The following is a 16,941-nucleotide window of genomic DNA, read 5'->3' as shown; positions in this document are numbered from 1 at the left end:
AAAAAACTTAGGCAAATCTAACAATTTATTTTTAATTATAAAACTAAAAGAGAAAAAGTTTAATAACTTAGAAACATAAAACCAAAACACAATTATAAAAACCTGATTTATAGACACTAAAAACAAAATAAGAATTTCATTATTTTAGTTATTTTATTTTAATTCGGCTAGCTTTATTCAGGTCAAATGATTGTTTACCCACGATAAAAAAACTTTACGCCTATGCCTTAATCCACAAAATTTATTTATCAAAAGTTCTGAATTAAAAAATAAATATTATTTTTACAGAGTTTAATATATTATATCGTTTACAATATGTCTATATCAAGATTATTCGACTTTTTAGATCAGGCGCTTATAAAGTATCCTAAAAACGATATTTTAGCGACTAAATACGATGGGGATTGGAAGAAAACTTCTACGCTGGAGATGGTAAACATGGCTAATAAAATATCCAGAGGTTTACTCAAAATGGGAATAAAACCCGGAGATAAAATAGGTTTAATCTCTACAAACAACCGTACCGAATGGGGAATAATGGATATAGGAATGCAGCAGCTAGGCGTAATAGATGTACCCGTCTACCCTACCATATCTATAGAGGATTTTATCTATATATTCAATAATGCTGAAATCAAATATTGTTTTGTTTCGGATGAAAAACTCTACAAAAAAATCGTAAAAGTAAAAGAAAGCGTGCCGTCTCTCGTAGGCATTTTCACCTTTGACAAGGTAAATGGTGCAGGAAATTGGAACGAAATTTTAGACCTTGGCGAAGATGATACAACACAATCCGAAGTAGATGACATAAAAAAAGGCATTAAAGAAGATGACATTGCCACTATCATATACACTTCCGGAACCACAGGAAAACCTAAAGGTGTAATGCTTTCCCACAAAAACATCGTTTCTAATGTGATAGAATGTAATGACAGGATACCTCATAAAAAAGGATTGGATTATAAAGAAATCCGAAGCCTCAGTTTTCTCCCGATATGCCATGTTTTTGAGAGAATGCTTTTTTACTTTTATATTCATAACGGAATATCCATTTACTTCGCAGAGAGCATTGATAAAATGGGAGACAATATGAAAGAGGTAAAACCTCACTATATGACAGTAGTCCCGAGACTTATAGAAAAAGTATATGCTAAAATCTATGAAAAAGGCATAAACTCGGGAGGACTAAAATCCAAAATTTTTCTGTGGGCACTAAGTGTAGCCGAATCAAAGGAAAACATTAACAATCCTAACAGTATAAAAGAATTTATCGCTGACAGACTTGTTTTCAAAAAATGGAGAGAAGCTATGGGAGGGAATATAACCACTCTAATATCCGGTGCGGCAGCCCTCTCTCCTCGGCTTAACAAGATATTCCAGAATGCAGGCATCAGAATAATAGAAGGGTACGGATTGACAGAAACCTCTCCAGTAATTGCCGTTAATAGCTTCAAAAAAATGAAAATAGGAAGTGTAGGAACTCCCATAAACAACCTTAGTGTTAAAATTCAAGAAGATGGAGAAATCACAGTAAAAGGACCATCCATCACACAAGGGTATTATAATGACGAAGAGAAGACCAAAGAAGCCTTTACAGAAGATGGCTATTTCAAAACAGGAGACATAGGATACATAGACGAAGACGGCTTTTTGCATATCACTGATAGAAAAAAAGAAATGTTCAAAACTTCCGGCGGCAAATACATAGCTCCTCAAATTATAGAAAACCAAGCCAAAACATCTAAGTTTATCGAACAAATAATGGTCGTAGGAGAAGGAGAAAAAATGCCTTGTGCCTTAGTCCAGCCGGATTTTGATTTTGTCAAGAGATGGGCGGAGATCCACCACATCAATATAGGAAGTACCCCACAAGAAATGGCTGGCAGTGTAGAGCTGAAAACAAGGATAGAAAAAGAAATCAGTAAACTCAATGAAAACTTGGGTAATTGGGAAAAAATAAAAAAAATAGAACTCACTCCTTGTATTTGGAGCATAGAAAACGGCCTGCTTACACCTACATTAAAATTAAAAAGAAAAAAAATAAAAGAAAAATTTATAGACCTATACGACAAGCTCTATATAGATAAATAACTAAGATTCAAAATATAAAAAAGGGAACTTATAAATTAAGCTCCCTTTTATCATTAAATATATTACCTTTATTCTTTTCTTGTGTCCTTACGCTGAGCATCAAGGACGGCTATAGTTGCAAGGTTTACAATCTCATCTACGCTGGAACGCATTTGTAGTACATGTACCGGCTGTTTTAGTCCCATAAGGATAGGTCCTATGGTCTGTGCCACCCTCATTCCTCTGATAATCTTATAAGAGATATTCGCAGATTCCAAATTAGGGAAAATAAACACATTGGCAGGTGTTGTACCTAATTTAGAAAATGGATAGTCGGATAAACTCTCGGCACTCATAGCAAAATCCGGCTGTATCTCGCCGTCAACAATCATATTAGGATATTTTTTATGAAGTATGCCTACGGCATCTGCTACCTTTTTAGAAGTCTCTGAGTACGAAGAGAAATTTTCATAAGAAAGCATTGCAATCCGTGGTTCTATCGCAAAAGATTTTACCGTAAATTCAGACATTTTAGCTATCTCTACCAAATCTTGTGGCGAAGGGTCTTTGTTAATAGAAGTATCCGCAAAGAACAACGGCTTTTTGTCTGACATTACCATCATCATAGAGGCTACTTTATTAACACCGTTTTCCTTTTCTATAATTTCCAAAACAGGTTTCAGCACAGATGAATAATTTTTTGAAAATCCAACAATCAGAGCATCTACATCACCATGCTTCAGCATAAGTGGACCGAAGTAATCTCTGTGTCTTACGAATCGTTTTGCTTTATACTCGTTGATACCTTTTCTATTGCGAAGTTTCCATAGTGTTTCACGGTATTTTCTTCTGTTTTCCTCTTGTTCATCACTATTAGGGTCCACGATTTCCACATCTATTTCGATGCCGAATTTTTTCATCTGTTCCTTAATGTACTTTTTCTCTCCAAGAAGAATAGGAATAGCAATTCCTTCTTCATACAGAATCTGTGCTGCTTTCAGTACATTGTACTCCTCTGCATTTCCTAGTGCTACTTTTTTAGGATTGGATCTTGCACGGTTCTGCATCATACGGATGAGCTTTTCATCTCGTCCCATTCTATCCAAAAGATGAGTTTCGTATTCCTCAAAATTGTCTATCGTTTTACCGGCAATTCCGCTCTCCATAGCAGCTTTTGCCACTGCGATAGACACGCGGGTAATCAGTCTGTTGTCAAAAGGTTTTGGGATAAAATAATCTTTGCCAAAACTAAGCCCCTTCAAATTATAGGCTAATATAACAGCTTCAGGAACAGGCTCTTTTGCCAAATCTGCGATAGCACGAACGGCAGCCTTTTTCATCTCTTCGTTTATTCCCTTCGCCTGAACATCCAAAGCACCTCGGAAGATATACGGAAACCCGAGTACATTATTTACCTGATTAGGAAAATCGCTTCTCCCCGTTGCCATTATCACATCATCGCGAGTACTCATTGCCAGATTGTAGTCAATCTCCGGAATAGGATTAGCCAGCCCGAATACCACCGGATTTTCAGCCATTGTTTTTAGCATCTCTGCTGTCATCACATTTCCTTTGGATAAGCCCACAAATACATCGGCACCTTTAAGTGCGTCGGCTAAGGTTTCTAAATCTGTATGAGCTACAAATTCTAATTTCTCTGGTGTAAGATTTTCTCTTTTATGGTTAATGACCCCTTTTGAATCACACATTAGGATGTTCTCTTTTTTCAGTCCAAATGCAATATAGAGTTTCGTACAAGCGATTGCAGCTGCTCCGGCACCATTTACCACCATCTTCACATCTTCTATTTTTTTTCCTGCCAGCTCTAAAGCGTTGAGCAATGCCGCCGCAGAGATAATGGCAGTACCGTGCTGGTCGTCGTGCATCAGAGGAATGTCCAGCTCTTCTTTTAATCTCTTCTCTATATAGAAGGCTTCCGGTGCTTTAATGTCTTCTAAGTTTATCCCCCCGAAAGTAGGTGCAATAGCCTTAACGATTTCCACAAATTTTTCAGGGTCTTTTTCGTTAATCTCAATATCAAAGACATTGATATCTGCAAAAATCTTAAACAAAAGACCTTTACCCTCCATAACAGGCTTGGAAGCTGTAGCACCGATATCTCCCAACCCTAGCACCGCCGTCCCGTTGGATATTACAGCCACCAAATTTCCTTTCCCTGTATAATCATAGGCTTTATCGTGATCTGTATAAATTTCCATACACGGCTCCGCCACTCCAGGAGAATAAGCCAAACTCAAATCCCTTTGAGATGAGTGAGGTTTGCATGGTATAACTTCTATTTTACCCTTAGGCTCTGCTTTATGATAATCTAACGCAGCCTTTTTGAATTTTTTTTCATCTCTGTTTGTCTTTCTTGGCATAAAATTCAATCATTATAGTTAAAAAATATATTTTCTATGGTATTCCAATAAGCTTTCTATTGGCTTTTGGACAATAGTTCCTACAGTTAGATTAAGCTCTGCTGCTGCTGCTATCACGATATCTTTGTAAAAATAGCTGACAGAACCTATAAAATTGATCTCTACACTCCGGGCTTCCTCGTAGGGAAGGACATGATAGTCTAAAAAGTTTTTAATCTCGTCAAACACCATATTCTGGAAATATGGGTGTTTTTTTCTCTCAACAATAAATTCATTGAAACTTGCTAAATAAGCATTAGCACGAGAATCATGATAGCACTTTTTAATTGTATCGGATAATATGGGGTGATAGGTTTCTTCAAACTCCTGATGCAAGTCCGACGGCAGTTTTTTCATAAAAAATCTTCTGAGCAGATGCTTGCCCATCGCACATCCGCTTCCTTCATCTCCTAAAAGAAATCCGAGCGACGGCAATTCTTTTTTAATATTTTTTCCGTCAAAATAACAAGAATTAGACCCTGTTCCCAATATGCACACAATAGTAGGATTGCCTCTATATGCGGCATATACTGCTGCTGTAAGATCGTCCTCTACCTGTACTTCGGCATTTCCGAAAGTATTTCTGAGCTGCTGTGCCACTATCGCGGCATTCTCCGGCATACCACACCCGGCACCATAAAAAAACAATCGCCTGATATCATCTTGATGTTTAGACAACCATTGATTCTTGGCTATTTCCGAGGCAATAATGCGGACATCCATAGAATTAGGATTAAACCCTATAGTTTCCGTTTGCAGTATCATACGATGACTTTCATCTAAAATTTTCCAATCACATTTTGTAGAGCCACCATCTACTATTGCTATCATAGAGCCGTATTTATAATTGGCTAAGTTAATAAAAATAATCGTATCACATTATCCTTTTCCGAAGAAAGAAAAAATTAACCTGTGAAAAGTAACGAGTATTTTGTAGATTTTATTATCTCTGAAAACAATATCTCTATAGTTTATTCCCAAATTTTATTCCACGACTAATTAAATCTAAAGAAAACTGGTAAATTAAAAATTAAACAATTATCTATTATATTCAATTGGTCGTATTAGAACTATCAGTAAATATTTTCTCTAAAATCCTGCGGGTAATAAGGTAAGTGGGTTTCACCCCCGTAAGCCCCAGTCCTCCGGAGGATAGAGTACTTCCTGTTTCAAGAGGATTATCAGACGCATAATAGGCATAGCACAAGAATAGATCAGGATTGATATGGTGGCGGATTTTAGAAGCTACCTGAATGGCTTTTTGGTAGTGAGCTCCTTCCATCTCTAAACCAATCGCTTTCCACGAAGTAGTCATAAAATATGAGAGAATATCCTTATTTTGCAAAGAAGTTCCCAAAACCGTAATCATACTCCCCTCAAAAGATTTGAGTTCGTCGTCTTGGAAATCCTCTAATGAAAGAGCATTCTCAAAAGGATAATTGTCCGCCATCCCCTCGAAAATATGAGAAGAAGGAATCATTATATCACCTTTCTGCCCTGTAAGGATTCCTGCTTTTCCCATAATGGAAATGGAGCGTACCATCATATTAAACTTTTCTTCATTGACTTCAAAAGGCTTCAATAGCTCATCCATTATTTCAAACGCTTGTTCTCCAAAGGCATAATCAAAGACAATGATAACCTCTTCGCGTTTAATTTTCTTTTCACAGAAAGGAGTGTTTTTAGAATCAAAATTTTTCAAGTCAATAATCTGAACATCTATATTACTTCCACTTTGATCCTTTATGTATATCATTCCTTGTTCTATGGCATAGGCAGATATTTTTTCTCTAAGAGAAGCATCGTTACTTATTTTTTCATAAAGTTTGTAATCTGCCTCTTTTTTACATTTTAGTCCTAATGCATCATTAGCATAGAGCATATTTTTCACGCTGTGCATATTGGCACTGATAATATTGAGCGGTCTGGTGTGCAGATTGTTTTCTACTAAGACTTGTTTTACTTTATTTGCCCATTTTTCGCCAAAGAAATGATGTCCTACCCTCTCTTTTAGGATAGCACTAAAGAATATCTCTCGCTCTCGTTCTGCCTTCCAATCACTTAGACTCACCATCCCCAGATGGTAAATGATTTTGAATAAACGGTCTGGATTTTTCTCATCTCCGAATTTTTTGTAGGCGTCGAGCGTTTCCTCAAAAGTCCTTCCCAGCAAAGCAGAAAGCTGTATAATAGCAACTTCTTTTTCTTTGCGTGTAAATTTTTTCTCGCCTTTTGCCACCTCTTCTATAATCGTCCATGTTCTGCGTGGAGTACAATCTTTGGAAAGGTCAAAACCGATATTACGGATCTTATCTGCCTCCAAGTATAAAAAAGTAAGGTGGGTAAGAATGTCATAAATTTCAGAACGCCCCAGCAGCACCTCAATATTCATCTGGTGCTGGTCTATCCGATAGCAGTTTCTTCTTCTTTTTTTAGGGACAATAGGTTCAAAGCTTGCTTTGCTAAAACCTTCGTCGGAAGTAAGGTGTACAAAGGCACATTCTTCTATCCCCTCCGGAAGGCGATCCAGAACATAGAGCAACCCGTTTAGTTCTACTTTATTCGGGATAGACATAGAGCCATATATCTCCGGCTGTATCACCATAAGCAAGCTTCTAAGAGACTTTCCAGACACCCCCCCCGGTTTGAAAAACCCTCTATAAAAAAGGTGTCTCATCGTGATATATAGCCTTTCGATAGCTTCGGTTGTTTCTCTTGCTCTTGATTTTGCCATAATAAAAAATTTGTGCAAAGATAGAGCAAAATTTAATTTGCTCTATTTTATTGTTTGATTTGAGGAAATGTTTTTTGGAAAAAAAATCTAATGTCCCCAAAAAATCATACCACGAGTTAAGTTGAAAAAAGTCTGAATTTCAACTCGTAAAAAAATAAAAAAGACAAGAAGAAAATTCAGGGCAGCATTCAAGGATTTGAGCAAGTGTGTGAGGTATCACCTCTATGGTAAAATTACTAATTCTATAGTATTAGTTTTTATCTTAAAACAATCCAACCTAAATTACTCCTTACATATCTATAGAATGTTAGTCCCTATAATTCATCTACATTAAAATTTAATTCTACCAATTGGGGTGAAATAGAAAATTATTTTCTAATAAAATCCCAATTATTTATTTTATAATCTAAACTTTTTCACCTCGTTCAATATTTTTTGTTCACTAAGCATATCTCTTGGAATAAGATATTTATCCCTACTATTCATCATTGAAATGTACTCTTGTACAGAAATTATTTCGGGAAAAATACGCCTATAAGACTTCAAAAATGGGAAATGCCAACAGATAACATTAGTATCCATTAGATTGTGGTTTTGATACCCACTCAGCCACTCCCATGCAATATCATCTCCTTTATTTTTGTAGTCCGGATTATGTTTTATAATAAATTTCAATTCCTCTGTCTTTTTCAGAATCCAATGATCACGGTGCTGTTTAAGAGGTATTTGTTTGAGTAATGCCAAAAACTTTCCTTCTCTTCTTTTTTCGTAATGAAAATTCAAATATGGCAGACAAATCACATCGTTGTCATTAGCAGGAAGATACATCAACTTGCTCAATTTTTTAGTATCATAAATATGATCGCAATCTATTTTGATAAACCATTCGCCATTGGGAATTTTATCAAACACTGCGTTATAATAAGTATCTAATCTTTGTTCTATGGGAACAGATTCAAGATGCAGGTATCGCTTGTCTTTCGGTTGCAAAACTTCGTGGTCGTACTTAAAAGGAATAAAACCGGGATTTTTCTTGCAAAAATCCTCAATAAACTCTTCCGTTCCGTCATCCGAAGGATTGTAGCCAATTACACCTTTTGTAATAACTGGTAAAATACTATTTAAACAGGCTTCGATAGTTATAATTTCATTTTTTACTCTGATGAAAGCCCAAGGCTCAACAGGTTGTTTGCGGTACTTTTTGCCCAAAGGGCGGAATCCTAAAGCCCTCGCTTGATACCAACGCCTTACGAAACCTATTCTTAGTAGTAAGGATTTTATAAGTTTTCTACCCCCCCTTTATTTTGTATATAGCTAATTTTCAATGTTTTATAGTATTTTTCAGATAATAATAGTTAGCAATATAGATCATCAAATCAAGCTTACGGAAGCTAAGGTAGTAAAAAAAAGGAATTATTATACAAAAGAGTTGCAAAAGTTATACTAAACACATTAAAAATTCATTACTTGTTCGAGATAGTTTAGTTATATACAGCTCTATTTTTCTCATCCTTTTAATACTTATTCTTCTATTTTTCTTTTGTTTCTCTTGCTCTTGATTTTGCCATAATAAAAAATTTGTGCAAAGATAGAGCAAAATTTAATTGGCCCTATTTTATTGTTTGATTTGAAGAAATGTTTTTGGAAAAAATCTACCCACTTTTTATTTCTTATAAAAAATTTTGGCTACAGTTTTTTCTTTTTAATTATAGTCTGAAATAAATGTTTCAATAAAAGGAAAAGGATTAATTTACTGTTAATCAGTGTTTTTTATTTTTTTTGATAAAAAATAAAAAACACTTGCACAATTAAAATTTAATTATAATTTTGTGGCATCAAAATTAACTAACCAAACCTTTTTGATTGAATTTATTATGAAAAAACTTTTATTATCGGCTTCTTTAAGTCTTGTTGGATTAGTTGGAGCTAAATAAAGGTTTCCATTTGCTATCAATGGTGAAAAATGTCAAAAAGATAATTTTGAAGTGAGTGTTCCTTCCATTTCAAATTATCCTCAGTCTGTATCTTATGCAAATTGGGCGTGGCCTTCCACTAAATGTATTAATCAAACTGTTGCACGGATGAAAAGTATGGTAAGCGATGAAGTAACTTTACTTATTAATAATGTAAGCGGTTCCGAAACTCAATTAACGATTATTGCAGCAGCTTATTGTGCTCATAATAATAATCATGCCCTGCAATAAAAGTTAAAGAATATTAAAAGGTATATGTTTTGATGCGTATGCCTTTTATTTAATTTTTTTTAATATCCAATTATGCTAAAAAAAACACCTAATTTTATATTGCTGATTTTCTTAATGTTTTTTTGCTTTGTAAATGCTCAGCATTTTGAGATAAAATATAATGTTTTGTTTAAAGATTCTAAAGCTCGATATAACTATATATTAGATATTAAAGATTCAAATTCAGATTTTTATTTGCTTAAAAAGAATAATTTTATACCAGATAGTTTGAGTGCACAGATTCATAAAATAAACTGCGTTTTAAAAAGAAACGAAAAATTATTTTTGTACTCCAATCAAAAGCAGTTTTATTTAATATCTCCGTTTAAATCTATAAAATCTTGGGATATAGTGAATAATACTATCACAGAAAACAACTTTCAGCTTGGAGAAGCTCATACAAAATACAAAGACCTTTTTGCGAAAGCACTTTATATTAAGGATATTCCTTTGAGTGATGGTCCTTTTATTTTTAAAAATCTTCCGGGATTAATTTATAAAATAGACACGCCTCTATATACTATCACATTATCGGAAATTAAAAAAGATGATAAAACTTTGATAAATGTAGAGGATACAAAACATAGAAAAGAAGTTTCCGAAGAAAAATTTATAAAGTTTCAAAAAGAATCAAAAGAAAAAGAAGACCTCCTTTTTGGGAAGCTTAGAAAAGTAATGAAAGAAGATGCGAATTTCGAAGGCTTTGAGGCGGCATCCTTTGTAGATCCCCTTATGTTAACTCTTTAAAATCGAATATTATGAAATATAGAAATCCTAAAGAAATGTCATTATTAGTACTATTTACAGCAATGTTTTTTCCTTTGCTTTTTGGTATTATGTCTTTAATAGGAAGTCGAAATCCTATGCTCAATAAAAGATATCGGAGAATAAGAAAGTTTTAATTGAATATTTAGAGTTTGTTTGAAATTTCAAACAAACTCTAAATTTATAAAAATCCTAGTTATTATAATTAATTCTCAGAAATGGTAATCTGAATATCTCTCGTTAGACTTTTCTTAGATAGATATTTGGAGTGGCATAGCTTTGAAACGAGCGTATAATCCCCTTTATCCAAGAGTAGTGAATTGTTTCCCATTGCAGGGATTTGCAGCGTGTAGGTTTTTATTCCCGATATTTTTACTGCGATAGGGCATTGGGATTGGTTGATGATTTTAAGATATACCTCTTTCGTATGAGGATCGTTACTAAACAAGTGGTTGAGCAGTGCCACTGTTTTTTGATCTGTTTTATCCTTTCGGAAGAGGATATTTTTAGTGGTACTATTTTTTTCTTTCACCTCTTTCGTTTCTTTGTTTGAAGCAGCAGCAGGATTAAGGAGGTAATATAGTCGCGCTTTCAATTGGTCTATTTTAGGACTATTCGAATTAAATTTTATATAATTGGCCACAACCCTGATATCATTACTCCCAAGAGCTTGCTCCAAAGTATATTTTGATTGAGAAAAGCCAAACAAAAAAGCCGATAAAAAGCATATACCGAGAACTCTTTTCATTATTTATAAATATTAAAATGATTGATAAATAAACCACTATTTATGGAATAACGACAAAACTTGCTTTTTAGTTTGTCTTAAAATTATTATCTTTGCCGAGGCAAAATTTCAAGCCGTGTAAGGTATTAAATTTCAATAACAACAAAAAAGAAAATTATGTATACACCAGTTGCCGCAGATGTTGCGAAGCTAAGAAACACTACAGGTGCAGGAATGATGGACTGCAAAAAAGCTTTAGTAGAAGCAGAAGGAGATTTCGATAAAGCTATTGAAATCCTTAGAAAAAAAGGACAAAAAATTGCAGCAAAAAGAGCTGATAGAGACTCTTCGGAAGGAGCTGTAATTGCAAAAGTAAGTGATGACCATACTAAGGGAGCTATCATCGCTCTAAACTGCGAAACAGATTTCGTAGCAAAAAATGATGCTTTCGTAGAATTGGCTCACGAGTTTGCTGCACATGCACTTAACTATGCCACTAAAGAAGAATTTTTAGCTTCTGACTTCAAAGGAATGAGCGTAGCGGATAAGCTTATCGAGCAGACCGGAGTTATCGGAGAAAAAATTGAAATCGGTGCATTTGAAAGAATCGACGGACCTTACCTTGGCGGGTATATCCATGTAGGAAACAAAATTGCGTCTATCACGGCATTGTCCAAAGATTTTGACAAAGCTGCCGAATTAACCAAAGACATCTCTATGCAGGTGGCTTCTATGGGTGCAGAAACGCTTTCTTACAAAGATTTTGACCCTGCCTATATTGCAAGCGAAACAGAAGCGCGTATTGCTGTGATTCAAAAAGAAAACGAAGAGCTTGTGCGTCTTGGTAAAACCTTGAAAAATGTACCTAAATATATCTCTATGGCACAGATTACCAACGAGGTTCTGAAACAAGCAGAAGAAGATGCAAAAGCAGAACTAAAAGCAGAAGGTAAGCCGGAGCAGATTTGGGATAAAATTATTCCCGGTAAAATCCAAAGATTCATCAGCGACAATACGACTCTGGACCAAGAAAAAGCACTTCTTGACCAAAAATTCATCAAAGATGACAGCAAGACTGTAGCAGAATATGTAAAATCTTTCGGTGATGGCGTTGAGATTGTAGGATTCAAGAGAGTGAGCTTATAGAAAAATTATTATATATACAATGAAGACTGTCCTTTTGGGCGGTCTTTTTTTATGATTTTTACATACAGCTAAATAAATGATAAAAGCTCTTGCAAACAACTGGTCTGAAATATATTTACTAAATTTGCCTGAAGAAATTGAAAAAAAAATGAGAAGACAATTTTTATGGATAGGCGGAGCCATAGTTGCCGCATTTTGGCTCATTGCTTATTTTTGGTCAAAAACCTATGTACTGAGTATTTTGATGACTGCTATCTATGCAGTGGGAATTTACAATTGTTTCCAGAAGAAACACGCTATTCTCCGAAACTTCCCTCTACTCGGATATTTTCGTTATTTCTTTGAGACCATATCTCCCGAGATTCAGCAATATTTTATAGAAAGAGAAACAGACGGGAAACCGTTCCCAAGAAACCAGCGTTCGGCAGTATATAGAAGGGCAAAAAATATTAGTGATACAGTAGCCTTTGGAACGCAGCTAGAAATTAACAATAGAAAATATGAAGGGATAAAGCATTCCATCTATGCCAAAAAACCATCGGAAGAATTACCGAGAGTCTGGGTAGGCGGCAAAGATTGTAAGCAGCCCTACAATGCTTCGAGGCTGAATATTTCGGCAATGAGTTTCGGAGCGCTGAGCAATAGAGCTCAGATTGCACTAAATATAGGTGCAAAAAAAGGTAACTTCTATCACAATACGGGAGAGGGAGGCATATCCCCTTACCACCTTCAGGGCGGAGACCTCTGCTGGCAAATAGGGACAGGATACTTCGGTTGTAGAGATGAAGAAGGAAATTTTAACCCTGAATTATTCAAAAAATATGCAAATTTGCCTAATGTAAAAATGGTGGAGATAAAAATCTCTCAAGGGGCAAAACCGGGACACGGCGGGGTACTTCCGGCAGCTAAAAATACCCCTGAAATCGCAGCCATCAGACATGTAAAACCGGGGACTACGGTACTTTCGCCCCAAGGACACACTGCGTTCTCGGATGCCAAAGGGCTTTTACATTTCGTGAAACAATTAAGAGATTTGTCAGGAGGCAAGCCGGTAGGGTTTAAGCTTTGCATTGGTAATACCAAAGAATTTGAAGAGATTTGCGAAAAAATGAATGAATTGGACATCTATCCGGATTTCATTACCGTAGATGGTGCAGAAGGAGGAACAGGAGCGGCACCGCCGGAGTTTTCAGATGGTGTGGGAATGCCTTTGGAGCCAGCTTTGATTTTTGTCAATAAGACTCTAAAAAACTACGGATTAAGAGATAAACTCCGAGTGATAGCCAGCGGAAAAGTCCTTACCGCATTGGATATCCTTAGGGCGATTGCTATGGGAGCGGATATGTGTAATAATGCAAGAGGGTTTATGTTCTCATTGGGATGTATTCAAGCTCTTAGGTGTAATACTAATGAATGCCCTACAGGGGTCGCTACACAGAATAAGATGCTCATCAAAGGACTTGATGTAAGGGATAAGAGTGAGCGAGTTTATTACTTCCACAGAAATACTTTGCATACTTGCAACGAACTGATTGCAGCAGCAGGACGGAGCTCTTACGAAGAAGTAGATGCCTCTATGTTTATGAGAGGAGATAAGTTTGAGCGTCTGTCCGACAGTTATTTCCCTAATGATTTTGAAAAAATGGAAGGATAGAAAATTTCGTAAAAAAAACAAAAACTTGGTATAGATAGTTATGTTTATAATATCTGAAACAGTACTGAAAAAAAAAGAATACATCTTAATGTTTTTGATGGTTAATCTGTTGATTTTATTGCCATCATTAAGGTTTTTTATAAAATTTTCTATATACCACTTGTTTTTCATATATCTGGTTTTAGCAAACATTTCTATGTATTATTTACTTAAAAATATAAAGAAATATTATAATATATTCAATTACCCTTTTTGGATTATTTTTATAGGAGGATTGTCTATACTCAATTTTTATATTTATCCAATAATAGATGCTAGAAGAAACATAGGCAAAGGTTCCACAGGAGATGATGCAATGATTTTGGCTTCAAAATCACTAATGTCCACAGGGAAGTTATATGATTTAATGATAGATGCCAAAACCCCCATCAGCCCAGGACCAGCGTGGGTTATTTTTAATGCTCCTTTTTCTATTTTTGATTTATATTTTTTACTCTCCCCCTTCTATTTGCTTATTATTCTTTTGGTTATCAGAAAATTTTTTGGGAATTTGAAAACAAATCTATTTACTTATTATTTATTCTGTTCAGTTATTGCTTTTGAACTTTTTTTCAATGGTCATGATATGTTACCATTTTCTTTAGCTTTCACTTCTTTATCTATTTTAATCAATAAAGTATTAACAGAAAAAACGAACATTTCAATTAGTATAATTTTAGGCTTATTATTGGGAATTTGTAGTACATCTAGAATAGTTTTCTTTTTTATTCCTTTAATATTTTTTATTCTTCTAAAACCTTATAATTATAAAAATGCTATAGTTTTGTTCGTAGTCAGTTTTTTAATCTGTTTATTTTTTAATATTTATTATTTTTTGATTAATGATTTTTACCAACCAATACACCTGCTATTCAAAGGAAAGCATTTACTATCAGATTATGGATTTTTATTAGGAATAACAGGATTTTGTTTATTTAATTATTTTTTATTCAAGAAGCTAATAACCACCAATGTTAACTGGTATTTTATCATTGCTATTACTTTTTCTATAGTAACAATTCCTTTTTCTATCGGAGATTTAATTCATCAAAATTTTAATTTCACCGAGTGGGAAGGTGCAAACTATTTAGTTATTACCATTCCACATTTTATTATATATTTTATAGACAAATTAAATATTAAAAAAAGACCCTCTCGATTGGGAAGGTCCTTTTGATGTAGATTATTATTTTCTTATTCCTAATTCAGCGATAATCGCTCTATATCTTTCGATATCTTTATTTTTAAGATAATCTAACAATCTTTTTCTTTTACCTACTAATTTCACCAAAGATTTCTCTGTGACAAAGTCCTTGTGGTTAGACTTCAAGTGAGTAGATAGATGGTTGATTCTGTAAGTGAACAAGGCTATTTGCCCTTCTGCACTTCCTGTGTCTTGCGCAGATTTTCCGTGTTTAGCGAAGATTTCTGCTTTCTTTTCTTTTGATAAATACATTCCAATATTATTTTAATGATTATTATGTATGATTTTGCAAATATACAAATTTAATCCTATTTACCCAAAATATTTCTAAGATACATTCAACCAACCAATGTGACTATTGATAAAAAAGGTTTTTCGGAGTTTTAAAGTTTAATTTTTTTCTTGGTCTTTGGTTAATTTTATATTAAACTTTTTTGATATATTCATCATCAAAAGCACTAAATCCTGATGATTTCGAAATGTATTATCTGACTCATTTATTACTGTATTCACTAAGGTTCCTTTCTCAAGAATAATATGAATGAGCAAAGTAAAATTCTTGCAATCTTTTGATGAGGGTAAACTCAGCTTCCAAATAAGCATTTAATGCGTATCTTTATGCTAAAGTTAATGACCCATTGTTATTTTTGTTTGGAAAATAAAGATTGAACATTTTACTTTACAAGAGAAAGATTTTTTTTGTTTTTCTCTCTTTTTTTTAAGAATCTTCTTAATAGAAATAAAGCTTCTGTCTCATTTGCTGCTTTTTATATTTGAACTTAGGTATTGGAAATTACTAAAATTATTCTGGACAAACCATTTTTTATGTTTTGCCACTTCTATCATATGTCTTACAGTTATAATTAGTATATTTTTGTTTATTTTTCGGAAAATTAAAAATTATCCAACTCCACAAACACCCTACAAAAAAAGGCAAGAAATTAAAATACTTATCTACTTCTAAATAGTCTGATTTTATATCAAATTTTAAAAAAAATCTTCAAGTAGCAAAGTATCTCATTGCCTAAATAGTTTGGATTATTTATTATGGTAATATTCATCATTTAAAAAAAATTATTTCTAAAATAAATAAGAACATCATTTTTATACTTATAATATTATTTTTCATAGATGAAATTATACCCTCCATAAGCTGTAAAACCAGCACCAATCAATGCCAAAATATTCCTAAATTATTAGTTAGTTTTCCTATTATTGTAAGAAGTTTCATTCCCATTGATCTGTTTAACGGAGTTCTCGAAAATAAGTATGAAGATTTTAGTATTATTTTAGAACCTCTTAATCCAACTTTAACCCCATATACAGATTTATAAAGTCTAGTTAATCCAAACTTAGCTAAGGTAATCCCACCTGATAATGGAATATTATTTCAAAACTTGGGTTATATGCCCTCCTACCTTAAAGCCTATTTCTGCCTTATATCCAAAACCTCTTGCCTTTCCAACAATGTGATAACCACTTCCTAATCGACTATATTTTACAGTTGCTACAACTATTGGATTCCTACTTCCTACTGTTTGTGCATAAGTAAACTCATCATAAAGATAATCTGTTTTATCTCCTTTTTATTATCCTTCCGTCTTTGGTAAGCATCCATTCATCATCATTATCATCTATTGAGTACATCGCATAGTTAAGCCCTACCACAACACTACCTGCTACAGCCCCTTCACAGAAATTACCACCACTTTCTGCACCTACACCGCCAGATAAAGCTCCCAAAAAGGTTTGTCCACCTGCTTTTCCTGCCCAGTCTCCTGCTATAGCTCCAAATACACTCGCACCTAAACTTCCTAAAGCTCTTTCTTGTATTAAGCCCATTTTGCCTTATGATATAGCATAGGTAACCAATTATAACACCACTAATTATTGTATATGTTCCTTTGTGAATACGCAGACAAGGAGGAAATGAAACAAA

The 16,941-nt window shown here is 34.2% G+C and carries 12 protein-coding genes; 5 read left to right on the top strand and 7 right to left on the bottom strand.

All coding sequences use genetic code 11. The features are described 5' to 3' along the window. Positions 1-315: 315 nt before the first annotated feature. Positions 316-2,091, top strand: a complete 1,776-nt coding sequence (locus tag BLS89_RS05170; RefSeq protein ID WP_092736426.1) for an AMP-dependent synthetase/ligase — start codon at positions 316-318, stop codon at positions 2,089-2,091. 68 nt (positions 2,092-2,159) lie between these two features. Here BLS89_RS05170 and BLS89_RS05165 read toward each other — a convergent pair whose 3' ends face one another. The 4 genes from BLS89_RS05165 to BLS89_RS05150 all read right to left on the bottom strand — a co-directional run bounded on the left by BLS89_RS05165 (position 2,160) and on the right by BLS89_RS05150 (position 8,433). After that, positions 2,160-4,451, bottom strand: a complete 2,292-nt coding sequence (locus tag BLS89_RS05165; RefSeq protein WP_092736425.1) for an NADP-dependent malic enzyme — start codon at positions 4,449-4,451, stop codon at positions 2,160-2,162. Positions 4,452-4,469: 18 nt separating this feature from the next. Further along, on the bottom strand, positions 4,470-5,321 hold the full coding sequence (locus BLS89_RS05160; RefSeq protein ID WP_092736424.1) for a BadF/BadG/BcrA/BcrD ATPase family protein: 852 nt from the start codon (positions 5,319-5,321) through the stop codon (positions 4,470-4,472). A 220-nt stretch (positions 5,322-5,541) separates the two neighbouring features. Continuing rightward, positions 5,542-7,224, bottom strand: coding sequence for a DUF6909 family protein (locus BLS89_RS05155; RefSeq protein WP_092736423.1), 1,683 nt, complete (start codon positions 7,222-7,224; stop codon positions 5,542-5,544). 399 nt (positions 7,225-7,623) lie between these two features. Further along, a complete protein-coding gene (locus BLS89_RS05150; protein WP_176763252.1) occupies positions 7,624-8,433 on the bottom strand; it encodes a hypothetical protein in 810 nt (269 codons plus the stop codon). 1,067 nt (positions 8,434-9,500) lie between these two features. Here BLS89_RS05150 and BLS89_RS05145 point away from each other — a divergent pair. Beyond that, positions 9,501-10,214 (top strand): GLPGLI family protein, encoded by a 714-nt coding sequence (locus tag BLS89_RS05145; protein ID WP_092736421.1) that lies wholly within the window; start codon positions 9,501-9,503, stop codon positions 10,212-10,214. A 223-nt stretch (positions 10,215-10,437) separates the two neighbouring features. Here the strand turns inward: BLS89_RS05145 and BLS89_RS05140 are convergent, their stop codons facing one another. Next, positions 10,438-10,980, bottom strand: a complete 543-nt coding sequence (locus tag BLS89_RS05140) for a DUF6759 domain-containing protein (protein WP_092736420.1) — start codon at positions 10,978-10,980, stop codon at positions 10,438-10,440. A gap of 156 nt (positions 10,981-11,136) precedes the next feature. On the opposite strand from BLS89_RS05140, the gene tsf reads away from it, so the two are divergent. The 3 genes from tsf to BLS89_RS05125 all read left to right on the top strand — a co-directional run bounded on the left by tsf (position 11,137) and on the right by BLS89_RS05125 (position 14,975). After that, positions 11,137-12,105 carry a translation elongation factor Ts gene (gene tsf / locus BLS89_RS05135; protein WP_092736419.1) on the top strand — a complete coding sequence of 323 codons (969 nt, stop codon included), beginning with the start codon at positions 11,137-11,139 and terminating at the stop codon, positions 12,103-12,105. Between the two features lie 148 nt (positions 12,106-12,253). After that, positions 12,254-13,759 (top strand): FMN-binding glutamate synthase family protein, encoded by a 1,506-nt coding sequence (locus BLS89_RS05130; RefSeq protein WP_092736480.1) that lies wholly within the window; start codon positions 12,254-12,256, stop codon positions 13,757-13,759. A 196-nt stretch (positions 13,760-13,955) separates the two neighbouring features. Beyond that, on the top strand, positions 13,956-14,975 hold the full coding sequence (locus BLS89_RS05125; protein WP_143017727.1) for a hypothetical protein: 1,020 nt from the start codon (positions 13,956-13,958) through the stop codon (positions 14,973-14,975). Positions 14,976-14,984: 9 nt separating this feature from the next. On the opposite strand, the gene rpsO is transcribed toward BLS89_RS05125, so the two are convergent. Both rpsO and BLS89_RS05110 read right to left on the bottom strand, forming a co-directional pair. Then, positions 14,985-15,254: a 30S ribosomal protein S15 gene (gene rpsO / locus BLS89_RS05120; protein ID WP_092736417.1), complete on the bottom strand. Its 270-nt coding sequence runs from the start codon at positions 15,252-15,254 to the stop codon at positions 14,985-14,987. Between the two features lie 1,323 nt (positions 15,255-16,577). Beyond that, positions 16,578-16,844 carry a hypothetical protein gene (locus BLS89_RS05110; protein ID WP_092736415.1) on the bottom strand — a complete coding sequence of 89 codons (267 nt, stop codon included), beginning with the start codon at positions 16,842-16,844 and terminating at the stop codon, positions 16,578-16,580. Positions 16,845-16,941: the final 97 nt, after the last annotated feature.

Source organism: Riemerella columbipharyngis (assembly GCF_900101995.1).
GTDB lineage: Bacteria > Bacteroidota > Bacteroidia > Flavobacteriales > Weeksellaceae > Riemerella > Riemerella columbipharyngis.
This window is presented reverse-complemented; position numbering and strand designations above follow the sequence as displayed.

Coding starts and splice junctions, on each gene's coding strand:
- BLS89_RS05170 (WP_092736426.1), top strand. CDS start 316: ATGTCTATATCAAGATTATTCGACTTTTTAGATCAGGCGCTTATAAAG.
- BLS89_RS05165 (WP_092736425.1), bottom strand. CDS start 4,451: ATGCCAAGAAAGACAAACAGAGATGAAAAAAAATTCAAAAAGGCTGCG.
- BLS89_RS05160 (WP_092736424.1), bottom strand. CDS start 5,321: ATGATAGCAATAGTAGATGGTGGCTCTACAAAATGTGATTGGAAAATT.
- BLS89_RS05155 (WP_092736423.1), bottom strand. CDS start 7,224: ATGGCAAAATCAAGAGCAAGAGAAACAACCGAAGCTATCGAAAGGCTA.
- BLS89_RS05145 (WP_092736421.1), top strand. CDS start 9,501: ATGCTAAAAAAAACACCTAATTTTATATTGCTGATTTTCTTAATGTTT.
- BLS89_RS05140 (WP_092736420.1), bottom strand. CDS start 10,980: ATGAAAAGAGTTCTCGGTATATGCTTTTTATCGGCTTTTTTGTTTGGC.
- tsf (WP_092736419.1), top strand. CDS start 11,137: ATGTATACACCAGTTGCCGCAGATGTTGCGAAGCTAAGAAACACTACA.
- BLS89_RS05130 (WP_092736480.1), top strand. CDS start 12,254: ATGAGAAGACAATTTTTATGGATAGGCGGAGCCATAGTTGCCGCATTT.
- BLS89_RS05125 (WP_143017727.1), top strand. CDS start 13,956: ATGTATTATTTACTTAAAAATATAAAGAAATATTATAATATATTCAAT.
- rpsO (WP_092736417.1), bottom strand. CDS start 15,254: ATGTATTTATCAAAAGAAAAGAAAGCAGAAATCTTCGCTAAACACGGA.
- BLS89_RS05110 (WP_092736415.1), bottom strand. CDS start 16,844: ATGGGCTTAATACAAGAAAGAGCTTTAGGAAGTTTAGGTGCGAGTGTA.